The organism is Corynebacterium sp. LK10 (assembly GCF_008042455.1).
GTDB lineage: Bacteria > Actinomycetota > Actinomycetes > Mycobacteriales > Mycobacteriaceae > Corynebacterium > Corynebacterium jeikeium_D.
In genome coordinates this window covers 161,044-181,933 of the sequence record NZ_NOVT01000002.1, presented here as the reverse complement: position 1 = coordinate 181,933, position 20,890 = coordinate 161,044, and the positions used below count along the sequence as shown (strand labels likewise).

20 protein-coding genes and 1 tRNA gene are annotated in these 20,890 nt (G+C 59.5%); 9 read left to right on the top strand and 12 right to left on the bottom strand.

Annotation, left to right across the window (positions count from 1 at the left end):
• Positions 1 to 89: 89 nt before the first annotated feature.
• The 3 genes from CHU70_RS00850 to CHU70_RS00840 all read left to right on the top strand — a co-directional run bounded on the left by CHU70_RS00850 (position 90) and on the right by CHU70_RS00840 (position 3,236).
• Positions 90 to 881 (top strand): sensor histidine kinase, encoded by a 792-nt coding sequence (locus CHU70_RS00850; RefSeq protein ID WP_083301589.1) that lies wholly within the window; start codon positions 90 to 92, stop codon positions 879 to 881.
• The gene (locus CHU70_RS00845; protein WP_049170138.1) at positions 881 to 1,594 is read left to right on the top strand and encodes a response regulator transcription factor; all 714 of its coding nucleotides are present in this window, start codon (positions 881 to 883) and stop codon (positions 1,592 to 1,594) included. Before CHU70_RS00850 ends, CHU70_RS00845 begins: the two co-directional genes overlap by 1 nt.
• Before the next feature lie 121 nt (positions 1,595 to 1,715).
• The gene (locus CHU70_RS00840) at positions 1,716 to 3,236 is read left to right on the top strand and encodes an aldehyde dehydrogenase family protein (RefSeq protein ID WP_147719355.1); all 1,521 of its coding nucleotides are present in this window, start codon (positions 1,716 to 1,718) and stop codon (positions 3,234 to 3,236) included.
• 184 nt (positions 3,237 to 3,420) lie between these two features.
• Here CHU70_RS00840 and CHU70_RS00835 read toward each other — a convergent pair whose 3' ends face one another.
• Complete coding sequence (locus CHU70_RS00835) at positions 3,421 to 3,858, bottom strand: hypothetical protein (protein WP_049189609.1); 438 nt, start codon at positions 3,856 to 3,858, stop codon at positions 3,421 to 3,423.
• Positions 3,859 to 4,152: 294 nt separating this feature from the next.
• Here CHU70_RS00835 and CHU70_RS00830 point away from each other — a divergent pair, with 294 nt between their 5' ends.
• The gene (locus tag CHU70_RS00830) at positions 4,153 to 4,626 is read left to right on the top strand and encodes a hypothetical protein (protein ID WP_147719354.1); all 474 of its coding nucleotides are present in this window, start codon (positions 4,153 to 4,155) and stop codon (positions 4,624 to 4,626) included.
• Positions 4,627 to 5,392: 766 nt separating this feature from the next.
• Here CHU70_RS00830 and CHU70_RS00825 read toward each other — a convergent pair.
• Positions 5,393 to 5,464: transfer RNA gene (locus CHU70_RS00825), tRNA-Asn, on the bottom strand.
• 302 nt (positions 5,465 to 5,766) lie between these two features.
• On the opposite strand from CHU70_RS00825, the gene CHU70_RS00820 reads away from it, so the two are divergent.
• Positions 5,767 to 6,924: an S-(hydroxymethyl)mycothiol dehydrogenase gene (locus CHU70_RS00820; protein WP_147719353.1), complete on the top strand. Its 1,158-nt coding sequence runs from the start codon at positions 5,767 to 5,769 to the stop codon at positions 6,922 to 6,924.
• Positions 6,921 to 7,553: an MBL fold metallo-hydrolase gene (locus tag CHU70_RS00815; RefSeq protein WP_147719352.1), complete on the top strand. Its 633-nt coding sequence runs from the start codon at positions 6,921 to 6,923 to the stop codon at positions 7,551 to 7,553. Before CHU70_RS00820 ends, CHU70_RS00815 begins: the two co-directional genes overlap by 4 nt.
• Before the next feature lie 7 nt (positions 7,554 to 7,560).
• Here CHU70_RS00815 and dnaG read toward each other — a convergent pair whose 3' ends face one another.
• Positions 7,561 to 9,492, bottom strand: coding sequence for a DNA primase (dnaG, locus tag CHU70_RS00810; RefSeq protein WP_080969560.1), 1,932 nt, complete (start codon positions 9,490 to 9,492; stop codon positions 7,561 to 7,563).
• Positions 9,493 to 9,612: 120 nt separating this feature from the next.
• Between dnaG and CHU70_RS00805 the strand changes: the two genes are divergently transcribed.
• Positions 9,613 to 10,116: a ribonuclease domain-containing protein gene (locus CHU70_RS00805; protein ID WP_070438686.1), complete on the top strand. Its 504-nt coding sequence runs from the start codon at positions 9,613 to 9,615 to the stop codon at positions 10,114 to 10,116.
• 4 nt (positions 10,117 to 10,120) lie between these two features.
• On the opposite strand, the gene CHU70_RS00800 is transcribed toward CHU70_RS00805, so the two are convergent.
• Positions 10,121 to 11,413: a deoxyguanosinetriphosphate triphosphohydrolase gene (locus tag CHU70_RS00800; protein WP_048732682.1), complete on the bottom strand. Its 1,293-nt coding sequence runs from the start codon at positions 11,411 to 11,413 to the stop codon at positions 10,121 to 10,123.
• Between the two features lie 28 nt (positions 11,414 to 11,441).
• Here CHU70_RS00800 and CHU70_RS00795 point away from each other — a divergent pair, with 28 nt between their 5' ends.
• Complete coding sequence (locus CHU70_RS00795) at positions 11,442 to 13,475, top strand: TPM domain-containing protein (RefSeq protein WP_222865412.1); 2,034 nt, start codon at positions 11,442 to 11,444, stop codon at positions 13,473 to 13,475.
• Positions 13,476 to 13,483: 8 nt separating this feature from the next.
• On the opposite strand, the gene CHU70_RS00790 is transcribed toward CHU70_RS00795, so the two are convergent.
• From CHU70_RS00790 to CHU70_RS00780, 3 genes are read right to left on the bottom strand one after another with little or no spacing between them, the layout of a single operon-like run.
• On the bottom strand, positions 13,484 to 13,900 hold the full coding sequence (locus tag CHU70_RS00790; RefSeq protein WP_049189624.1) for a hypothetical protein: 417 nt from the start codon (positions 13,898 to 13,900) through the stop codon (positions 13,484 to 13,486).
• Positions 13,888 to 14,457: a hypothetical protein gene (locus CHU70_RS00785; protein ID WP_049189625.1), complete on the bottom strand. Its 570-nt coding sequence runs from the start codon at positions 14,455 to 14,457 to the stop codon at positions 13,888 to 13,890. The genes CHU70_RS00790 and CHU70_RS00785 overlap by 13 nt, the downstream gene beginning before the upstream one ends.
• Positions 14,457 to 15,842, bottom strand: a complete 1,386-nt coding sequence (locus tag CHU70_RS00780) for a glycine--tRNA ligase (protein ID WP_049170727.1) — start codon at positions 15,840 to 15,842, stop codon at positions 14,457 to 14,459. The genes CHU70_RS00785 and CHU70_RS00780 overlap by 1 nt, the downstream gene beginning before the upstream one ends.
• Before the next feature lie 190 nt (positions 15,843 to 16,032).
• Here CHU70_RS00780 and CHU70_RS00775 point away from each other — a divergent pair, with 190 nt between their 5' ends.
• A complete protein-coding gene (locus tag CHU70_RS00775; RefSeq protein ID WP_147719351.1) occupies positions 16,033 to 16,527 on the top strand; it encodes a Fur family transcriptional regulator in 495 nt (164 codons plus the stop codon).
• 38 nt (positions 16,528 to 16,565) lie between these two features.
• Here CHU70_RS00775 and CHU70_RS00770 read toward each other — a convergent pair whose 3' ends face one another.
• The 5 genes from CHU70_RS00770 to ybeY are packed head-to-tail and all read right to left on the bottom strand — an operon-like array spanning position 16,566 to position 20,875.
• Positions 16,566 to 17,288 carry an isoprenyl transferase gene (locus CHU70_RS00770; protein WP_168161662.1) on the bottom strand — a complete coding sequence of 241 codons (723 nt, stop codon included), beginning with the start codon at positions 17,286 to 17,288 and terminating at the stop codon, positions 16,566 to 16,568.
• Positions 17,289 to 17,316: 28 nt separating this feature from the next.
• The gene (gene recO / locus CHU70_RS00765) at positions 17,317 to 18,066 is read right to left on the bottom strand and encodes a DNA repair protein RecO (protein WP_016423113.1); all 750 of its coding nucleotides are present in this window, start codon (positions 18,064 to 18,066) and stop codon (positions 17,317 to 17,319) included.
• Between the two features lie 4 nt (positions 18,067 to 18,070).
• On the bottom strand, positions 18,071 to 19,012 hold the full coding sequence (gene era, locus CHU70_RS00760; protein WP_042389423.1) for a GTPase Era: 942 nt from the start codon (positions 19,010 to 19,012) through the stop codon (positions 18,071 to 18,073).
• A 4-nt stretch (positions 19,013 to 19,016) separates the two neighbouring features.
• Positions 19,017 to 20,345 carry a hemolysin family protein gene (locus CHU70_RS00755; RefSeq protein ID WP_147719350.1) on the bottom strand — a complete coding sequence of 443 codons (1,329 nt, stop codon included), beginning with the start codon at positions 20,343 to 20,345 and terminating at the stop codon, positions 19,017 to 19,019.
• Positions 20,342 to 20,875: an rRNA maturation RNase YbeY gene (gene ybeY, locus CHU70_RS00750; protein WP_005511056.1), complete on the bottom strand. Its 534-nt coding sequence runs from the start codon at positions 20,873 to 20,875 to the stop codon at positions 20,342 to 20,344. The genes CHU70_RS00755 and ybeY overlap by 4 nt, the downstream gene beginning before the upstream one ends.
• Positions 20,876 to 20,890 lie beyond the last annotated feature (15 nt).

The window sequence follows — 20,890 nt, the reverse complement described above, 5'->3', positions numbered from 1 at the left end:
CGTGCCCACTTTCCTTTTGCGGTAGTGCTAGGTCTACCATGCCGGAAATTAATTCCTCCGCACACAGAGCTTTCGTACCATGGGAAACTATGGAGCTGAAGGATTATTTCCGCAAATATATCGGCGCGAACCGTCGCGAAAAAGCGCATAAACGCAGCTACGAGGAATCCGCCGCCGCCCGCATCGCCGAACTTACCGCTTCACGACGAACAATTGCCGAAGCCTTTGAGATTGAACGTCGCCGCATTGAAAATGACCTCCACGACGGAGCTCAGCAATACATTGTTGCGGCTTCAATGAAATTAGGACTTGCGGAATTAGAGGCCTCCAATACTGGCAATGAGGAACTAATGCAGCTCCTGTCGGAAACGCGCGGCCATTTGGAGGATGGCCTGCGGGCCTTGCGGCGAACAGTCCATGGCATCCATCCGCAGGTGTTGCGCGATCGCGGACTGCAAGCGGCTGTTGAGGAAATTGCTGAAGGATATGGCCCTCACGTTGTTGTACACACTCCCTATCCGCTGCCGGAATTGGAGGAAAGCGTGCTCGCCGCGGCATATTTTTTCTGTGCAGAAGTGCTGACAAATGCAGCAAAATATGCGCCGAATGCTCCTGTTTCTGTGCTGCTCACCTCAGATCAAACACTGAATATTTCAATTACGGACCAAGGCCCAGGTGGGGCAAAATTGGGGCGCGGATTGCGGGGCATGAAAGAGCGCCTGGCCACTTTTGACGGTGCGATGACCATGCACTCTCCCGAAGGCGGGCCAACGCAGGTAATAGCCAGAATTCCCTTGATGCTAAATCGCTGGGAATCGGGCATTGGAGAAATAGAAGGCATGGATATGGAAAGCGTGGAGAAGAAAGGTGCGGCGAAATAATGAAAATTGTCATTGCGGATGACTCGGCACTCCTGCGGGAAGGAGTCGCGGGGCTCGTCGAAAAGCGCGGACATGAAGTGATTGCGATGGTCGACACTGCGCACGGTCTGGTGGCGGACATCGATGACCGGTTTGACGACTCGGGCGAGCTGCCAGACCTGGTGATTACCGATGTGCGCATGCCTCCGAAGATGAGTGACGACGGCCTGCGGGCCGCAGTGGAACTGCGCGAGCGTTATCCGCAGCTGAATGTCATGGTGCTGTCGCAGTATGTGGCGCCGGCGTATGCGCGTGAGTTGTTCTCGCCGGGAGGTGCTGGGGTTGGTACTGGGGCCGGCTCAAGTGGCAGCAGCTCGAGTGGCGGGACCGGGTATCTGCTCAAAGACCGCGTTGGCCAGGTGCTGGACTTCTTGGGTTCGCTCGAGGTCGTCGCAGGTGGTGGCGTGGTGATTGACCCTGATGTGGCGACGGCATTGATGCAGTCCGGCAAATCGGGGCTAGCCAGTTTAACGGCGCGCGAACGCGAAGTGCTCGAGCTGATGGCACGCGGCAAGTCCAATAAGCAGATTGCCGATGACCTCGTGCTTTCCGGGGCGGCGGTGGCGAAACACGTGTCCAACATCTTTATGAAGCTGCATCTGGAGCCCGGCGAGGAAAACCGCCGTGTGCGGGCAATTTTGGAATTTCTCACGGCGACGTCGGGGCAGATTTAGGGTCGGCAGCAATCGCATCTCTCGCAAAAGCGATGAAAAAATAAGTGTTGATTATGACACGAGTCACAATTTAAAGTTGGCTCATACGTTTGTTGTTTCCCTATAGAAAGGACGTGTCTACATGACTGTTTACGCCAACCCCGGCACCCCCGATGCAATCTTCACGTACAAGGAGCAGTACGAAAATTTCATCGATGGTAAGTGGACACCTCCAGTAAACGGGCAATACATGGACAACTCCACCCCGGTTACGGGCGAGGTTTTCTGCCGGGTTCCGCGGTCTAACGAGAAAGACATTGAGCTCGCTCTCGACGCCGCGCACAAGGCGAAGGACTCCTGGGCCTCGGTTCCTGCGGCCGAGCGGGCGCTGATCCTCCACCGCATCGCGGACCGTCTGGAGGAAAACCTTGAGAAGATTGCCGTCGCCGAGACCTGGGAGAACGGCAAGGCCATTCGCGAGACCCTCGCCGCTGACATCCCGCTCGCAATCGACCACTTCCGCTACTTCGCCGGGGCCACCCGCACGCAGGAGGGGCGCATCTCACAGATTGACGACAACACGGTCGCCTACCACTTCCACGAGCCACTCGGCGTCGTCGGCCAGATTATCCCGTGGAACTTCCCCCTCCTGATGGCCGCATGGAAGATCGCCCCGGCCCTCGCCGCCGGCAACTGCATCGTGCTCAAGCCAGCAGAGCAGACCCCCGCGTCGATTCTCATGCTCACCGAGATTATCGCCGATTTGCTTCCGGACGGCGTTCTCAACATCGTCAATGGCCTCGGCACCGAGGCCGGTGCTGCGCTGACCGCAAGCGACCGGATCTCCAAAATTGCGTTCACCGGATCGACTGCCGTGGGCCAGCTAATCAACAAGGCAGTGTCCGACAAGATTATTCCGATCACGCTGGAGCTCGGCGGCAAGTCCCCGTCCATCTTCTTCCCCGACGTCATGGACGCCGACGATGCGTTCCGCGAGAAGTGCATTGAGGGCCTGGCCATGTTCGCGTTGAACCAGGGCGAGGTCTGCACCTGCCCGTCGCGAGCCCTGGTCCACGAAGACATCGCTGATGAGTTCCTGAAGCTCGCGGTCGAGCGCGTTAAGCAGATTAAGACCGGCAACCCGCTGGATACGTCGGTACAGATGGGCGCCCAGGCCTCCCAGGAGCAGCTGGACAAAATCTCCGGCTACTTGGAGTCCGGGCCGAAGGAGGGCGCGGAGGTTCTCACCGGCGGCAACGTCGCCAAGCTCGAAGGGCTGGAGGGAGGCTACTACGTCGAGCCGACAATCTTTAGGGGCAACAACTCGATGCGTTTCTTCCGCGAGGAGATTTTCGGCCCGGTCCTGGCCGTGACAACCTTCAAGACTCTGGATGAGGCTCTCGAGATTGCCAACGACACTATCTACGGTCTTGGCGCCGGCGTGTGGAGCCGCAACCAGAATAACGCCTACCGCGCTGCCCGCGGCATCCAGGCTGGCCGTGTGTGGGTGAATAACTACCACAGCTACCCTGCTCACGCAGCCTTCGGCGGTTACAAGCAGTCCGGTATCGGCCGCGAGAATCACTTGATGATGCTCGAGCACTACCAGGAGACCAAGTGCATGCTCGTCTCTTACGACGAGAACCCGACTGGCCTGTTCTAAGAATCCGCCCACTTGGGGCTAGGCGGTTTGTCGATTCCGATTCACGTCCGATGAAGGTGTCGACAACTGCCTCTGCCCCCCGAAAAAACGCCCTCCGCACCCGGCAGGTTGCAATGGTCGGCCTTAACCGGACGCACCAGGCGCTGGCGACTCCAAATTTAGAGGCCTAGCTCACGGCCGCCAGCTAGGTCTCTCTTTCTTTCTTCGCTTTCCGGCGCCACCTACACACCCGTTTAATCGTGGCACTGGCGGCCCATCCGCCGATAAATAGTAGCGGGATGTAGAAGAACACGACATAGGCGACGACCAGGCCGTCCTGGCCATCGGGCGGCGTGGTGAGAAATAGGAATGCCAAATCGCCAAGCGCAGCAATTCCTGCGCCGGTAGCTGCTGCGACAATGCTCCGCGCGCTGGTCATCCCCCGGACCGACGAACGATCACCGGCAAAAACAGCTATTGCTCCGACCAGCATTACTGAGACCAGCATGGACACGATCCACGACGCAATTCCTTCGTCGTAGGCGAGATTGGGCTCCGGCAAGATTAGCCCACCCAAAACACTCCACGCGACCGCGGCGAAAAAGGACGCCAGCAAGGGGCGGGTTATATTGTCGAGCCTCATGCGTCCCAGGTTACGTGAGATGACCTGCAGCGTGACCGACTCTCTCCCCCCCTCCAACGGAGAATCGAGTTACGCTCACAGGCGCAAAACCCTCCGAGCATAGAGTGGGCTAAGTAGAAAAGCTGACAACCCGAAAATTTACGGGCTGCAAATGTGAAACTGTGCGAGCTTATGACACTTTCAAGCCATTTTCCGGGCCATTTTTGACATAACCGCAGTCAGTAACTCGGATCGGCCCAACGCCACCAGTCATAAACGTGGTCAGTAACTCGCATTGGGACTAAACGGAAAAAGGTGCCCACCGGCGAAACGCCGACCAGACACACTTTTTGCTACTTAACCCATATTTCGGTTCACGAAGATACCTACGCGCTGGAGAAGCTGGCCGAGGTCAAGTCAGCGCGCAACCTCACCATGATTCTGACTCCTGGTAACCACAATCAGATTCACCCCAAGTTCCAGCCTGCGGTGCAGATGGAATGGATGGGCGCCTTCCAGAATGTCTTTGACCTCATCAGCCTGAATCTCCAGATTAAACAGGGCAAGAAGGCCTATCTCGTCAACCACTACCCCGCGCTGATGGATCGGACCGCGTCCAAGAATGCCGTCCGCTGGGCTCCGCACGCTAATCGTTGGACCGGCATCGTTCACGGTCACACGCATTCGTCCGTGACGCTCACGCCCGGCCACATCAACGTCGAGCCCGAAGCCCACGACCTGCAGATTATCCACAGTTCGACACTCTGGGACCTCCTAGATCAGGTCTAACCTTTAGCTTTACGACGGTCCCCGCGCCCCAGCCCAACCGCGCCACCTGCGGCTTCGGCTGGGGAACTCATAGCGCCCACGTCTCTAAGTACTCAGGTACTGGCTAGCTCGGGCAGCTTTGTGCCCCCCCCCAAAAAAAAAGTGCTCCATCGCCTCCTATGCGCCTGTCCATTTATGGCTTAACTGTCCGCCTATGGCCCAAAAGTGACCTGTTGCGCCAATGTGTACATATGGTCGCGTATACAGAGCCAAACGTTACTGTCGAGCCATACGTCATCTTCGAGCCATACGTGGCGTGCTGCCGCGATGCCGTGATGGCTCCTCTTCACTTGTCATTGCGCTATTGGGATTCTAGAACCCCCGCATAAGTGGCGAGTAAGTGGCAAGCTTTCGGCTCCAGCGCTCTGGCCCAAGACTCCAGCGACTTGTGGCCAAGGTATTCACCTATCGATGCGCTGGAGCGTGGCCATAAGTGAATACCTCATCGACATGTGAGAAACCCAGCCAATACCGTGCGCATAAGTGCCGAAAAACCATCGACAAGTCACCGACACCATCGACAAGACCCCGAAACTTGGCCATAAGTGGCGGAATAGAAAATAGACCGCTCACTCCCACGGCCCAATCCCTCAATAACCAGCCGGGGCGCGTCGGGGAAAGACACGAATTTTGTCCTTTGGCCCGAATATTTAATGATTGTTTTAGTGGATTAACACTGCGAATAAAAAACCAGGCCAGAGAAAAACTCCCTGACCTGGCCTAATTGCTCCTCCAGCTGGACTCGAACCAGCAACCCTTCGATTAACAGTCGAATGCTCTGCCATTGAGCTATGGAGGAATACTCACCGCCAAGAACCAGCTAAACCATATTTCGGCCACGCCGTTCCTTGCGACGGATAGATACTTTACCCAGCCCCCTTGAAACTCACAAATCGCCAGGTCAAAGGTTAATTTAGGCATCTCATACCCATCGGCCATGACATTGTTGTGAGTTCTTGAAACCACACAATCCGTGCAATCCACACAATCCGTGCAATCCGTGCAATCCACGCAATCTCACACAGCCCAACGAAGCCCCCAGCAGTACTGAAAACGCTTTCCATCATGCACTTTTCATACCGCGCTCATACGATGGGGCTTATGTCTGAACAAACCAACGGAACCGAAAACACCGAGCAAACCGCACGCGTTGTGCGCGGCGTTATCGCCCGCGAAAAAGGCGCACCTGTAGAACTTACTGATATCCACATCCCGTCCCCGGGCCCGAACGATGTCATTGTCGACATCCAGGCCTGCGGCGTCTGCCATACAGACCTGGCTTACCGCGACGGCGATATCACCGACGAGTACCCGTTCTTCCTCGGCCACGAGGCCGCAGGCGTGGTCTCCGAGATTGGCGAAGAGGTCACGCATGTTGCCGTCGGCGATTTCGTTGTCCTCAATTGGCGCGCCGTCTGTGGCGAGTGCCGCGCCTGCAAGCGCGGTGAGCCACAGTACTGCTTTAGCACTTTCAACGCCTCCAAGCCCATGACGCTTGCCGACGGCACCGTCCTCACCCCGGCACTTGGAATCGGCGCTTTTGCGGATGCCACCCTCGTCCACGAGGGCCAGTGCACCAAGGTCGATTCGGCAGCCGATCCGGCCGTTGCGGGCCTGCTGGGCTGCGGTGTCATGGCCGGCATCGGTGCGGCTATTAACACCGGCGAGGTTAAGCGCGGTGAATCGGTAGCCGTCATCGGCTGCGGTGGCGTTGGTACGGCCGCTATCGCCGGTGCCAAGCTGGCCGGCGCTAGCAAGATTATTGCCATCGACATCTCGGACGAGAAGCTGGATACCGCCCGCGAATTCGGCGCGACCGAGACCATTAACTCTGCGGAGCTGGCTAAGAGCGATAAGGGCACCGGGGAAGAGGATCCCGTCGTTAAGCGAGTGCGTGAGCTGACCGACGGTTTCGGTGCTGATGTCGTGATTGATGCGGTCGGCCGTCCGGAAACCTACAAGCAGGCGTTCTACGCCCGTGACCTGGCTGGACGTGTTGTGCTGGTCGGTGTTCCGGCGCCGACGATGGAGCTGGACATCCCGCTGGCGGATGTGTTTAGCCGCGGTGGTGCGCTGAAGTCGTCCTGGTACGGCGACTGCCTGCCGGAGCGGGACTTCCCGATGCTGGTAGATCTGTCGTTACAAAACCGCCTGCCGTTGGAGGGCTTCGTAACGGAGCGCATTGGCATTGAGGATGTTGATGAGGCCTTCGACACTATGAAGGCCGGTAAGGTACTGCGATCGGTGGTGACGCTGTGAACAAGGATTTGAGGGTCGACCAGGTTCTCACGTCGGGCACATTCTCGCTCGACGGTGGCACGTGGGACGTAGACAACAACGTATGGGTGCTCGGCGATGACCGTGAGGTCATTGTCATCGATGCGGCGCATGAGGCGCAGCCGATTATTGATGCGGTGGATGGCCGCAAGGTAAAGGCCATCGTATGCACCCACGCACACAACGACCACATCACTGTGGCACCTGAGCTGCAGGAAAAGCTCGACGCTCCCCTGCTGGTCCACCCGGGCGACCAGATGCTGTGGGAGCAGTCCTGGCCGAACCTGGCGCACGAGGACCTCGCGCATGGTCAGCGCCTGGAGATTGCAGGCACGGAGGTTGTCATTATTAACACTCCGGGACACTCCCCTGGCTCGTGCTGTCTGTACGTGCCGGAGGCCGCGGAGCTGTTCTCTGGTGACACGCTGTTTTCCGGCGGTCCGGGAGCAACCGGTCGGTCCTACTCGGATTTCGACACGATTATTAACTCCATCCGCGACAACTTGCTGACTCTGCCTGCGGAAACGACTGTCCGCACGGGTCATGGCGACCACACAACGATTGGTCGCGAGGCTCCGCACTTGGAAGAGTGGATTCGCCGCGGCTACTAGCCACTAGCTACTCAAATACAACCTTGACCGCCTCTGCTTGCAGTTCGCGGCGGTACTGTTCCATCGCGAGCAGGTCCGCGAACAGCGAGTTGTAGGCGGTTTCGTCGTCTGAGGGGCGCATTCGCGAGAGCATCGCTTTCAGCTGTGCAATCTGGTCACCGACCCACACTTCCTGCAGTCGCGCCAGAATCGCCTGCGCATACGGGCGCAGCGTCTCCGCATCGACGGCGATTTGCTCCACGCCCAGCTCAGTCACGAGATGCTTGACGACGTCCTCCCGCGCCTGATCCATAATTGCGGTCGCCCAACTATGTGGCTGCGTGGCCGCTTCCCCACAGGCACCACCTGCAGCCATGATGGCGTCGAATACCGCCCGGTAGGTCGGATGCCCAAAGGTCTCGGGTGCGAGCGCATCGAATACCGGACCGGTGGTGGCGGGCTCCTGAATTGCCAGCTTGAGGGCCTCACGCTGCGCATAGAGCACAGGGTCCCGCGGATTTGGATACGGCAGTGCCGGGTTGCGCCGGCGCCGCGCTTCCTCCGCCTCTTCACGGGCACGGGCCTCTTCTTGGCGACGCTGGTAGGGGGTGCGCTTTTCATTCTGTGGCCGACTGGCCTCCTCGCGGACGCGCTGCACCAGCTCGGCCTCATCATTCCAGCCGATCCAGCCGGCAACTTCGCGGGCATACTCATCGCGCAGCGCCGCGTCCTTGAGCTGGGCCAGGACAGGCACCACGCGGCGCAACCCGGAGACCCTGCCATTAGCGGTGGTCAGGTCATAGTCGGCCAGAAGCGTGCGGAGGACAAATTCGATCAATGGCCGTCGTGAAGCGACGAGATCGCGCACTGCGGCCTCGCCCTTCTTCTGGCGCAGATCGCACGGATCCATGCCGTCCGGCGCGACCGCGACGTAGGACTGGCCGGTGAAATTCTGCTCGCCCTCGAAGGCGCGCATGGCGGCCTTCTGCCCCGCCTCGTCGCCGTCGAAGGTGTAGATGAGTTCGCCGCGGAAGAAGTTGTCATCGAGCATGAGACGGCGCAGCAGCTGGAGGTGTTCCTCGCCGAAAGCGGTACCACAGGACGCGACGGCTGTGGTCACGCCTGAGGCGTGCATGGCCATGACGTCGGTGTAGCCCTCCACAATCACAGCCTGATGACCAGCGGCAATGTCCTTCTTTGCCAGATCCAGGCCGAAGAGCACCTTGGACTTCTTGTACAGCATGGTTTCAGGCGTGTTCATGTACTTGCCCAAGTTGTCATCGTCAAAAAGCTTGCGGGCACCAAAGCCGATGACATCGCCGGACATATTGCGAATCGGCCACATGAGACGGCGGTGGAAACGATCGATTGGCCCCATCCGCCCCATCTTGGAAAGCCCCGCCTTGTCCAGCTCCTCGAAACTAAAGCCCAGGCGCTGCAGGTGCTTGGTTAGAGTATCCCAGCCGGCCGGCGAGTAGCCACAGCCGAACTGGGCCGCGTGCTCGGCGGTGAAGCCACGATTTTCCAGAAACTCGCGAGCGGGCGCTGCCGCTGGAGTCGAAAACTGCTCGCGGTAGAACTTCTGTGCCTCGCGGTTTGCGGCGATGAGACGCTGGCGGGTTCCCGGTTCCTCGCGACGGCCCGTGCCGCCGCCCTCATAGTTAATGTGGAAGCCAATTTTCTCCGCACAGGCTTCGACAGCCTCCGGGAAAGACAGGTGTTCCATCTCCATGAGGAAGCTGAATACATCACCGCCCTTGCCGGTGGAAAAGCAGTGGTAGTAGCCATGATTGGGGCGTACGTGGAACGACGGCGTGCGCTCGTCTTTAAAAGGCGATAGCCCTTTCAGAGAATCCGCGCCAGCCGGTTTGAGGTTCACGTATTCTGCAACGATCTCCTCAATCGGAGTCCGTTCGCGGATTGCCGCGATGTCGGAGTCCGGAATTCTTCCCCTAGCCATGAAAATAACCTTACCCAACCCGTCCAATCGACTCCGCCGTAGAGGTTTCGCTTGCCGACGAGCCGCCCGCGCTCAACCCAAAAGCGTGCCGGCGGCGACAGATATGGAAAGATACTAGCCATGGCTGAGTGGAAGAAGATTGCGAGCGGTGTAGGCGCTGCCGCCCTGGTGCTGGCTGGTAGTTATTTCGGGCTCGATGGCGGAGACCAGAACTCTACGGCATCCGAGAACTCACAGGGGTCGCAGGATTCCACTGCCTCCAGCGCGAAACCAGGCCCTAAACCTGGCCCCAACTTGGGCAGCAACAAGGCCGGCACAAAGGGTGCCACCTGCGCAGTAGATACCCTGCCGCAGGAGGCCGACGATGTTATCGACCGCATCCTGACCGACCAGGACCACATCTATTCGCAGCACGACGGCAAGCACTTCGGCAACTACGAGGGACGCCTGCCGAAGGAGCGCGGTGACTACTACCGCGAATACACCGTGACCACCCCGGGCAATTCCAGCCGCGGTGCACGCCGCATCGTTGTCGGCGGCGGTTCCGAAAACGATCCGGATGTCTGGTACTACACCGACGACCACTACGAGAGCTTCTGCGAAATTCCTGACGCGGAGGAGTAGACAACTATCCCCACGCCGCAGCCACACCAGCAATCTGGCGATCAAGCCGCTCTACACGCGATTCCGTCATCGACGCTAGCTGATCAACGATAACCCGCAGCCGCGCTTGGTCACTCTCCGCCCGGGAATAGAGCCACTGGAACATCGGATCAAGCGTCCCTGGAGCACCTTCCTGCAGATACTCGGCCACCCGGAAAAGACGATCGCGTTCACGCTCCTGACGGCGAATATGACGCGGAAGATCCATCACATACAGCACGGCGATGGTCTTCAGCATGGTGACCTCCGCCAGAATCGAGCTGGGCACGGCGAGGTCCGCGTCGTAACGCCCGAGCGGAAGCGTCGACCCGGAGGCAGCACGCGTACCCGCGACGGAAGCCGTGACGAAACGGCCGACCAGCTCCGAGGTCATCCGTTTCAGCGCGACCAGCGAGCGCAGCGAACCATCATAGGACGCCGCAGCTGATACCACCGGCAAGCTGGCAAGACGCCCGGCAGCCTCGACGAGCTCCGCTGGATCGCCACCAAATGCGGCAGCACCCTTGTCAGCGAGCGCGGCCAGTTCCACCGTGTCCCACAGAACACCCAGGTCAACGCGGCCAGAGACGATGCCATCCTCGACATCGTGGACGGAATAGGCGACATCGTCAGACCAGTCCATGATCTGCGCCTCAAGACACTGCTTGCCGTGCGGAACGCCCTGGCGAATCCACTGCAGGATCGCAGCATCTTCCTGGTAGGCGCCGTACTTGTGGCGGAGCTGACCATCGGGACCGATCGGTGTCCACGGGTACTTACAAGCCGCATCGAGCGCCGCCCGAGTGAGATTGAGTCCACAGGGCTCACCTGTACCATCGAGCACCTTCGGCTCGAGGCGAGTGAGAATACGCAGCGTCTGCGCGTTGCCCTCGAACCCGCCGCAACCAGCGGCAATCTCGTTGAGGGCACGCTCGCCGTTGTGGCCATACGGCGGATGCCCGATGTCATGGGTCAGGCCGGCCAGCTCTGCGAGATCCTCATCTGCACCCAACTCGCTGGCGATTCCGCGGGAAATCTGCGCGACCTCCAGCGAGTGAGTCAGGCGCGTGCGCGGAGTATCACCCTCCCCTGGCCCCACAACCTGGGTTTTGTCAGCCAGCCTGCGCAGCGCTGCGGAGTGCAGGACGCGGGCGCGATCTCGTGCAAACGCTGCCCGGTGGGTTTCCAAGGACTGCACCCCGGGCAGCAATGACTGCTTCGGAGACTCCTCGACAATACGAGCGAGTTCAAAAGATGAATACGAAAATTTACCGGCCACGTGATTATTGTTACGTATCCTTGTAGATATGTCTGACAGGAATCGCGTGTTTCGCCCCCTTTACCTTGCTGCATCGGGTGCTTTCCTCGGCCTGAGCATGCCGCTAATTACTGCCGCGCTACCGGCACAGCCACCGGTTCACGCACCTGCTTCGCTGCTGGCACTCGCACCGTCAGCATCCCTGGCGCACGCCGAGGCACCGGCGGATGTGTCGGGCGAGGTGGCTGATTTCGCAGGTGTGCTGAGCGGCGGCGATGAAGCTCGTCTGAAGGAGCAGATTCAGCAGCTCAAGACAGAGAAGCGACTCCTGTTCTCGGTGTTTTACATCAAGAGCTTCGACGGCATTCAGGGCGAACAGTGGGCGCAGCAGGCCTGGGAGCACCTCGGAGCTGCCGACAACCGCGGTGTCCTGGTCGTCGCCGTGGAAGACCGGAACCTCGGCGCTTTCGTCGGAGACTCCTTCCCCAGAAACGCAGAAGCCGTCAACAGGGCAGCTCAAGGGCAGCTGTTAGAGGATGACAACTGGGCGGCTGCGGGCGAAGCTGCCATCGCCGAGGCAGGCGGTGGCAGCGGCTCCGCCGGTGGGTGGGCACTCGGCGCCGGCCTCGGTGGTGCCGCCGTTGTCGGTGGCGCCACCTGGGCCGTGGGCCGTCGCAATAAGAAGAAGCGCGATGAGGAGGAGATCGCTCGTGGCCGCAACATCGACCCCAGGGATGTCTCTTCGCTGGACTCGCTGAGCACCAGCTCGCTCGATGTTCTTGCGCACGATGAGATTGTCAGTACCGATGAGTCCATCCGCAAGGCCAGCACCGAGCTCGACCTCGCCCGCGCTGAGTTCGGCACCGAACGCATCCGCAGCTTCGACAACGCACTGAAGCACTCTCAGTCCACGCTCGAGCGTGCGTTTGCACTTCGCCAACAGCTTGACGACGGCTCCGTGTCCGACGAAATCGAGCGCCGCAGTGTCCTGCTGGAGATTATCTCCACCTGTGGTGTTGCGGATGACCAGCTCGACGGCGAGGCCGCAAACTTCCAGAAACTCCGCCAGGAGTTGATGAATGCTGAAGCGACGATTTCGAAGCTCACTCAGCGAAGTGTCGAGCTGCGTTCACGTATGCCGCGTGCCGGCGAAATTCTCGATGGTCTGCGCGCACGTTACGAAGAGCAGATGCTCAGCTCTGTGACCGACAATATTGATATGGCCACGGAGCACCTGAATCAGGCTGACCAGTCAATGTCTGAGGCCCGCCGCATCGCGGACCTACCCGCCGGTGAGCAAGGTGGTCTGATTGATGCACTGTCGGCCACCGACTTTGCGCTCACACAGGCAGAGAGTCTTCTGGAGGCCATTGAACACGCCGATAGCGATATTCACGCTGCAGTCGCGGGGCTGGCTTCCCTTATCGCCGAGGTCCGCGGTGAAATCGATGAGGCCTCGCACCTGATGTCGGCACCGCAAGGCGCCAACATCAACCGCGAGCGTCTCAATGCAGCCATCGAAGCAGGCCGCGAAGCACTCGGTGTGGCAGCCAATAAGTCCGAAGTGGATCCACTGAGTTCCTGGACCGCACTGACCGATGCCGATGAGCTGCTCGACGAAGCCCTCGACTCCGCTCGAGACAAGGCCGCATCGTTCGCCCGCGCTACCGCTACTTTGCAGCACAGCATGCAGGATGCCGACAATCACATTCGCGCCGCGGCTGACTTAATTGCTACCCGCCGCCGTGTGGTTGGTGCTGAGGCTCGCACTCGCCTCGCGGAGGCGCAGCGTGCTTACGGCTCTGCTCAGGGCTTGGCCAACGACGATCCGCGAAAGGCTTTGGCCTACGCACGTCGTGCGCGCAAGCTCGCGGCTGAGGCCGCTGACTTGGCCCGCCGTGACATCCGCCGCTACCAGGATCAGCGCCGCGGTGGCGGCAGCAACGGTTCGATGGTCGCCGGCATGGTGCTAGGCAGCATGCTCAGCAACAACAGCGGCTTTGGTGGCAGTATCGGCGGATTCGGCGGTTTCGGCGGGGGTTCGAGCCGACCAGGCGGCTCCGGCAGCACAATGGGCTTCTAGATTCCCGCCTAAATTCGCATCTGGCGTGGTCCATCCACAGACCACGTCGCCAGAGAGGCGGCAATCAGCCAGTCTTCGAAACTCCCCCGGAAGTCTCCTTTCTGGGCATAGACACCAAATACCCCTCGGCCTAGGCTGTCCTCTCTGACGATTCGGGCGAGCTCATAGCCTGGCCGTTCGATGTCGAAGACCGTGCGAATTCCCCGTCCTTCTCTGTTTAGGACAAAAGAATCCCCCTCATCCGGATTCGTCATCACTAGCGCGTTCGTGCTAAAAAAGCGGGCTTTCACCTGCCAGCCACGCCCTTGTGGCGAGGTGATCCAGAAAGCACTAAAGACCCCGTCCTGACAGCTCCAGCCGTCGGACAGGGTCTTTTGGTTCTCGTCGTAAACGACGCTGTCTGCAATAGTTGCTACACGATCCACACCCAAATCATATAGGCAATCAGCAAGAGCAAGCAGACAGTGAGAATCCAGGTAGAGGAAACCATGCGGGACTCCAGCACTCGACGAGCACTGTAGACCAGGAAGATCTTCTCCTCTTCCGGCAGCGCACGGCCCTCATCGGTGTCGAACTGCACCTCTGCGTGGCGCACGCCACGGGACGCACCGGTAAACTGGCCCCACTTCTCGCCGGTCTTCGCATTCTCGATGACGTAGTTCGTCGATCCCTCGCACACCAGCTTGCCTTCAGGACGAACCGGCCCAAAGGTCACTGAAAGCTGCTTGGCTCGCGAAATCTTGTCACGGTCAGCAGCAACGGTCGAGAACACGCGGCCGTCGGGAAGCGTGGCGGAAACACGGTGATTAGCAGAGGCGTCAATGACCCACTCCCCTTCCGGGGTGTTGAGGCGATCGCCCTGCTCATCACGGATGTACGTGCCGACTTCGGTGCTTTCCTTCAGAATCGGCCAGGTTTGCTCGGATTTTTCCCGAGAGCCGTCGCCGAGACTATAGGATTCCCAAAAAACTTCTTCGGCCATTAGCAGCCCACCAGGCGAGCTGCGAGGTAGCCTTCCAGCTCGTCAATCTTGACGCGCTCCTGCTCCATGGTGTCGCGGTCACGGACGGTCACAGCGTTGTCCTCGAGAGTATCGAAGTCAACGGTGACACAGAACGGAGTACCGATCTCATCCTGGCGACGGTAACGACGGCCGATAGCACCGGAGGTGTCGTAATCGACGGCCCAGTACTGGCGCAGCTTGTCGGCGACAGCCTCAGCAGTCGGAGTCAGGGTGTCCTTCTTCGACAGCGGCAAAACAGCAACCTTAACCGGCGACAGACGCGGGTCCAGCTTCAGCACAGTACGGGTGTCGGTGCCGCCCTTTGCGTTCGGCACCTCTTCCTCGGTGTAGGCATCACACAGGAAGGCCATCAGGGCGCGGGTCAGACCGAAGGACGGCTCAATGACGTACGGAACGTACTTTTCGCCGGTAACCTGGTCGTGGTAACGCAGGTCTTCCTTGGAGTGCTCGATGTGGCAGCCGAGGTCGTAGTCCGTACGGTTGGCGACACCCATCAGCTCGCCCCACTCGTTTCCCTGGAAGTGGAAACGGTACTCGAAGTCGATTGTGCGTGCAGAGTAGTGAGCGCGCTCGTCCTTCGGAACGTCGAACTGACGCATGTTCTCCGGGTTAACGCCCAGGTCAATGAACCAGTTCCAGCAGGCGTCGACCCACTCATCGAACTTCTCTTCCGCCTGGTCCGGTGCGACGAAGTACTCGATCTCCATCTGTTCGAACTCGCGGGTACGGAAGATGAAGTTACCCGGGGTGATCTCGTTGCGGAATGCCTTACCGGTCTGGCCGATACCGAACGGTGGCTTCAGGCGAGCCGTGGTCATAACGTTCTTGAAGTTGACGAAGATACCCTGAGCGGTCTCCGGGCGCATGTAGTGCAGGCCCTGCTCATTGTCGACCGGGCCGAGGAAGGTCTTCATCAGACCGGAGAACATCTGCGGCTCGGTCCAGTTGCCCGGCTGACCGGTCTCCGGGTCCGGAACGTCTGCCAGACCATTGGCCGGCGGGTGACCGTGCTTGGCCTCGTAGGCCTCCAGCAGGTGGTCAGCGCGGTAGCGCTTGTGGGTGTGCAGGGACTCCACCAGCGGGTCGGTGAAGGTAGCGACGTGGCCGGAAGCTTCCCAGACCTGGCGCGGCAGGATAATGGAGGAATCCAGGCCGACGACATCCTTACGGCCGGTGACGAAGGTCTTCCACCACTGGCGCTTGATGTTTTCCTTCAGCTCCACACCCAGGGGACCGTAATCCCATGCCGAGCGGGTACCGCCGTAAATTTCACCACACGGGTAAACGAACCCCCTGCGCTTACACAGGTTGGCGACGGTATCGACAACTGACTTAGGTGCCACGGTCTAGACCACTCCTTATAAATGGCTTCGCATCGCACACCACACGCCTTTTCCGGGCACACAATTCAGCCCGTTCCGTGCGGCGAACGACATAATGAAAAGCAAAATGTACTGACCCCAACAGGCCAGTTAAAAGTTCCCCTATACTCTAGCGCATCTTGTCCAACCGATACCGGGTAGTGTCGGTTACATGGCTGGCGAAGATATGCACGAAGTTAGTTCTGGCGAAAACCCACGTGGTACGGGCTCCCCCGCTAGCACCGGGGCACACGCCTCCGCGCGGCCAGCCGCAACCCGCATCGGCCAGCGCAGTACTCGCCAACGCCGCGCCGTCGTGTCGATTATGAGTGAGGCTCCTAATTTTCGCTCCGCTGCTGACATTCATAAGTCGCTGACGGAACGTGGGGACAAGGTCGGCTTGACGACGGTCTATCGGACGCTCCAGTCCCTTGCAGAAATGGACATTGTCGATGTTCTGCACAATGCCTCCGGAGAGGCTCTCTACCGGCTGTGCGGTGACCACCACCATCATCACCTGGTCTGCACCGATTGCGGCAGCACCGTTGAAGTCGCCGGCGGCCCTGTCGAGCAGTGGGCTCACAGCCTTGCGGAGGAGCACGGTTTTAATCTGACCGGGCACACTGCTGAGGTCTTCGGCCTGTGCGGGGACTGCCAGAAGAAGTAGCCCGGGCTCCCTCCCCCCCCCTAAAAAAAATACCGGCGCTAGGCCTTGCCGAACCTACGGTCGCGCTTGGCGTACTCCACCACTGCGGCGCGCATGTCATCCCGACCGAAATCCGGGAAAAGCTTGTCCTGATAGACCATCTCCGCATAGGCGGACTGCCAGATCAAGAAGTTGGACGTGCGCTGCTCGCCCGACGGACGCAGGAACAGATCGACATCCGGCATAGTCGGCTCATCCAGGAACTGTGCGAAAGTTTTCTCGGTCAAGTCATATTCGCTGAGCTCCCCCGCTGCTGCCTGACGAGCAATCTCTCTAGCAGCATCAACAATTTCAGCGCGACCACCGTAGTTGACGCACATATACAGAGTTAGCGCGTCATTGTCCTTCGTCTGCTCCTCGGCAATCTCAAGTTCCTTAATCACCGAGCGCCACAGTCGCGGACGACGCCCTGCCCAACGCACGCGAACGTTCTTCGAATCCAGCTCATCACGACGTCGACGCAGCACATCGCGATTAAAGCCCATGAGGAATCGGACCTCATCGACCGAACGACGCCAATTCTCAGTGGAAAATGCGTAGGCCGACAGGTGCTTGACGCCCATCTCCAAACAAGCATCGACGCACTCCATCAGCACGGCCTCGCCACGCTTGTGCCCTTCGGTGCGTTTGAGCCCACGCTGTTCGGCCCATCTACCATTGCCGTCCATCACGAGCGCGATGTGATTGGGCACGAATTGCTGCGGTACAGGAGGATTCAACACGCTTCCTATTGTGCCCCACCGCTACTGTTTACTGCCAAAAAGCATCCACATGTTCCAGCGCCGGCACCCGGCGGCCCAGGTAGTACTGCAGGTACTTCGCCGTTAGGGTACGCGCCGTCGCCATCCGTCCCTCGAATTCGCTTGACGACGTATCGATGCCCGCCCATTGCTCATGAGCAAGCTGCCACATCAGATGCAGAACCTCGGTCGGCGGAGTATCTGCACCCGGTGGCCTGCAGTTGGTGCACACTGCTCCACCTAATGCGGGAGAAAACGCATGATGAGGCCCGGCTTTGCCGCAGCCTGCGCATTCAAAGAGGCTTGGCTGCCAACCTGCCTGCGCCATTGCTCGCAGGATGTAGGAGGTCAGCAACAAATCGGGGCGATGGCGACCGGCCGCAACGTCGTCGAGCGATTGGGTGGTGAGATCCCACAATTCGGGAGCCGGCACTTGCTCCTCGCCGACAATGCGTTCGGCGACGTCCAGGACTGCACACGCACAGGTGTAGCGCGCATAGTCGTCGACAAGCGGTGCTGCCCACGTGCGCACGGTATCTGCGCCTGCGATAGTGGACAGTCCTCGGCGTGGGTAGATGTTGACATCCACGTCGACGAATGGTGAGAGGCGGGAGCCGAAGCGGCTCTTCGCGCGGCGCACGCCTTTGGCGACACCGCGGACTAGGCCGTGGTCGCGGGTGAAAAGGACGATGATGCGGTCGGCTTCGCCGAGGTCGTAGCGGCGTACGACCAGCGCACGGTCGCGATACGGCTCGACCAACTTTTTAGAATCCCAACTTGCCCAGCTGCTTCGGGTCCGACTGCCAGTCCTTCAGCACCTTCACGCGCAGGTCGAGGTAAACATTCTGACCGAGCAGCGCAATGAGTTCCTTACGAGCCTTGTGAATGGTGGTGCCCATGCGTCGACCGTCGCGCCCCATGAGGATGGACTTCTGCCCCGAACGCTCGACATAGATAACGGCGTGGACATCCAGGACGCCTTCGCGATCCTGGTTCGGCAGCACCTCATCAATCTGGACTGCCACGGAGTGCGGCAACTCATCGCGCAGACCGCCGAGGGCCGCCTCGCGAATGAGCTCCGCCATCCGGGTGTGCAGATCCTCATCGGTGATGTGCCCCTTCGGGTACAGGCGCGGTCCCTCCGGCAACTGGGAAGCCATGACATCAATCAGCGTGTTGATGTTCTCGCCGGACTTCGACGAAAGTGGCACCAGCTCGGCATCCGGACCGAGCAACTCCTGCAGCTCGATCAGGCGCTCAATAATGGTGTCGCGCGAGACCTTATCCACCTTGGACACAATGCCCATGATGTTCTTGCAACCTTTGGAGACGTTCTCGTAAATCCAGCGGTCACCGGGGCCAATTTTCTCGTCGGCAGGCACGACCATCGCGACCAAGTCCACATCGGAGTAGGTCTCCTGAACCATGTCATTCAGGCGCTCACCGAGCAGCGTGCGTGGCTTGTGCAGACCTGGCGTATCCACGACAACAATCTGACAGTTCTCGCGGTGGACTACACCTCGGACTGGATGACGCGTGGTTTCCGGCTGGTTAGCGGTAATAGCGATCTTCTCGCCCACCAGGGAATTGGTCAGCGTGGACTTACCGGTATTCGGACGCCCCACAATGGAAACGAACCCAGAGCGAAAGCCCTCCGGCGCGCTGTAATCATCAGCATCTCCGCCAAGTCCAGCATTGGCCAGCATGTCATCAAGATTGCCCATCAGTATCTTCTTCCTCGGAGTAAAACTCCGCAGTCGGCTCCACCACCACAGTGCGTACTCGCATACGACCACGACGGTCACGCGAGCCCTCGGCGGTAAACTTCAGTCCTGCATATTCTACGTACGAACCGGGCAGTGGCACACGTCCAAGCTCATATGCCAACAGACCGGAGACCGTATCCACCTCATCGGTGACCTCGTCATCGAAGACGAGTTGGCGCCCGTGGGCTTCGTCGTAAAGCTCTATGAGCTCGCCCAAGCTGAGGCGCGCCTGCACGCGGTAGGAGGCATCCCCCAGTGGTTCGATGGGGGCCTGCTCGGCCTCGTCGTATTCGTCGGCGATCTCACCGACAATCTCCTCGAGGATGTCCTCAATAGAGATAAGACCGGCGACCGATCCGTATTCGTCGATGAGAATGGCGATGTGATTGCGGGTGCGCTGCATTTCATCGAGCAGATCATCCAGTGGCTTGGAGTCGGGCACAAAAACGCAGTCACGCATGACCTCGGAGACGCGAACACCGCGGCCACCATCAGTACGCGAGTACGTCTGCTGGACAATGTCCTTCAAGTAAATGACGCCGACGATGTCCTCAACGCTCTCGCCAATCACCGGCAGCCGCGAGTGACCCGACTTCACGCATAGGGCCACTGCCTGACCACAGTGCTTATCCGCCTCAATCCACACCATCTCTGGGCGCGGAACCATAACAACGCGTGCCGACGTTTCCGCGAGATCGAACACAGACTGAATCATGCGGCGCTCATCGTGCTCCACAATGCCGCGCTCCTGGGCGATATCGACCATCTCGCGCAACTCGACTTCAGTGGCGAACGGGCCATCGCGGAAGCCACCACCAGGTGTGATGATGTTGCCGAACCAAATCAGCAACTTTTCCAGTGGCCCCAACACCTTGGCCATAAAACTCAGGACGACCGCGGTGGCGAGGGAAATCGAGTACGGATTCTTCCGACCCATGGTGCGGGAAAACACCTCGAGGACCAGGAAGGTGAACAGAGCCAGCAACACCACTGCAGCCACAATGGCCCAGCGCTCCGGCTCGAAAAGCTTAAGACAAACTGCCGCAAGCGTCACTGCACCGATTGACTCGCACAGCGTCCGCAAAATCACCAGCACATTGACGTGCCGAGCCCGATTTTCTACGACCTTGAGAAGCGCATTAGCACCCGCGACCTCGTCACGCTGCAGCTCGGCCACGCGCGCACGGGAAATCCCTGCGACCGCAGTTTCGACTGTGTTAAGTCCGCCAGCGCAGATCATCGCCACAACGGCGACAATTATCAAAGTGATCATCGCTCGTTAGAACGCTCCGGGAACGCATTGGGGTTAATTGGTTTTTCGGAAAAGCTCACGCCACGACGATCGATGTCGTCGTACCAATCCGCCAACAGGCCATTCTGCAGGGAGAACATCTGGCGCTCTTCCTCCGCCGTGACATGGTCATAACCCAACAGGTGCAGTACGCCGTGCACGGTGAGCAGAACCAACTCGTGGCTCAGCGGATGACCTGCACGCTCCGCCTGCCCCGCGGCAAACTCCGGGCACAACACAATGTCGCCCAGCATTGCAGGCCCTGGGCTAGCTGCATCTGGTCGGCCAGAGCCAGGAGTGAGCTCATCCATCGGGAAGCTCATCACATCTGTCGGACCCGGCAGATCCAGCCAGCGCACATGGAGGTCTTCGATCGTCTTCAAGTCGACAATGTGAATGCTCAGCTCGGCTGCCGGATGCACGTCCAGGCGGCCCAGCGCATAACGGGCAACGTCGATAAGCGACTCTTCATTGACGCCCTGACCGGACTCGTTGAAAACTTCAATGCTCATGTAATTTCAGCGTCC

Bases quoted from the DNA above. Each gene is read 5' to 3' on its own strand.
- CHU70_RS00850 (WP_083301589.1), top strand. From the start codon at position 90: ATGGAGCTGAAGGATTATTTCCGCAAATATATCGGCGCGAACCGTCGC.
- CHU70_RS00845 (WP_049170138.1), top strand. From the start codon at position 881: ATGAAAATTGTCATTGCGGATGACTCGGCACTCCTGCGGGAAGGAGTC.
- CHU70_RS00840 (WP_147719355.1), top strand. From the start codon at position 1,716: ATGACTGTTTACGCCAACCCCGGCACCCCCGATGCAATCTTCACGTAC.
- CHU70_RS00835 (WP_049189609.1), bottom strand. From the start codon at position 3,858: ATGAGGCTCGACAATATAACCCGCCCCTTGCTGGCGTCCTTTTTCGCC.
- CHU70_RS00820 (WP_147719353.1), top strand. From the start codon at position 5,767: ATGTCTGAACAAACCAACGGAACCGAAAACACCGAGCAAACCGCACGC.
- dnaG (WP_080969560.1), bottom strand. From the start codon at position 9,492: ATGGCTAGGGGAAGAATTCCGGACTCCGACATCGCGGCAATCCGCGAA.
- CHU70_RS00805 (WP_070438686.1), top strand. From the start codon at position 9,613: ATGGCTGAGTGGAAGAAGATTGCGAGCGGTGTAGGCGCTGCCGCCCTG.
- CHU70_RS00795 (WP_222865412.1), top strand. From the start codon at position 11,442: ATGTCTGACAGGAATCGCGTGTTTCGCCCCCTTTACCTTGCTGCATCG.
- CHU70_RS00785 (WP_049189625.1), bottom strand. From the start codon at position 14,457: ATGGCCGAAGAAGTTTTTTGGGAATCCTATAGTCTCGGCGACGGCTCT.
- CHU70_RS00775 (WP_147719351.1), top strand. From the start codon at position 16,033: ATGGCTGGCGAAGATATGCACGAAGTTAGTTCTGGCGAAAACCCACGT.
- era (WP_042389423.1), bottom strand. From the start codon at position 19,012: ATGCTGGCCAATGCTGGACTTGGCGGAGATGCTGATGATTACAGCGCG.
- CHU70_RS00755 (WP_147719350.1), bottom strand. From the start codon at position 20,345: ATGATCACTTTGATAATTGTCGCCGTTGTGGCGATGATCTGCGCTGGC.
- ybeY (WP_005511056.1), bottom strand. From the start codon at position 20,875: ATGAGCATTGAAGTTTTCAACGAGTCCGGTCAGGGCGTCAATGAAGAG.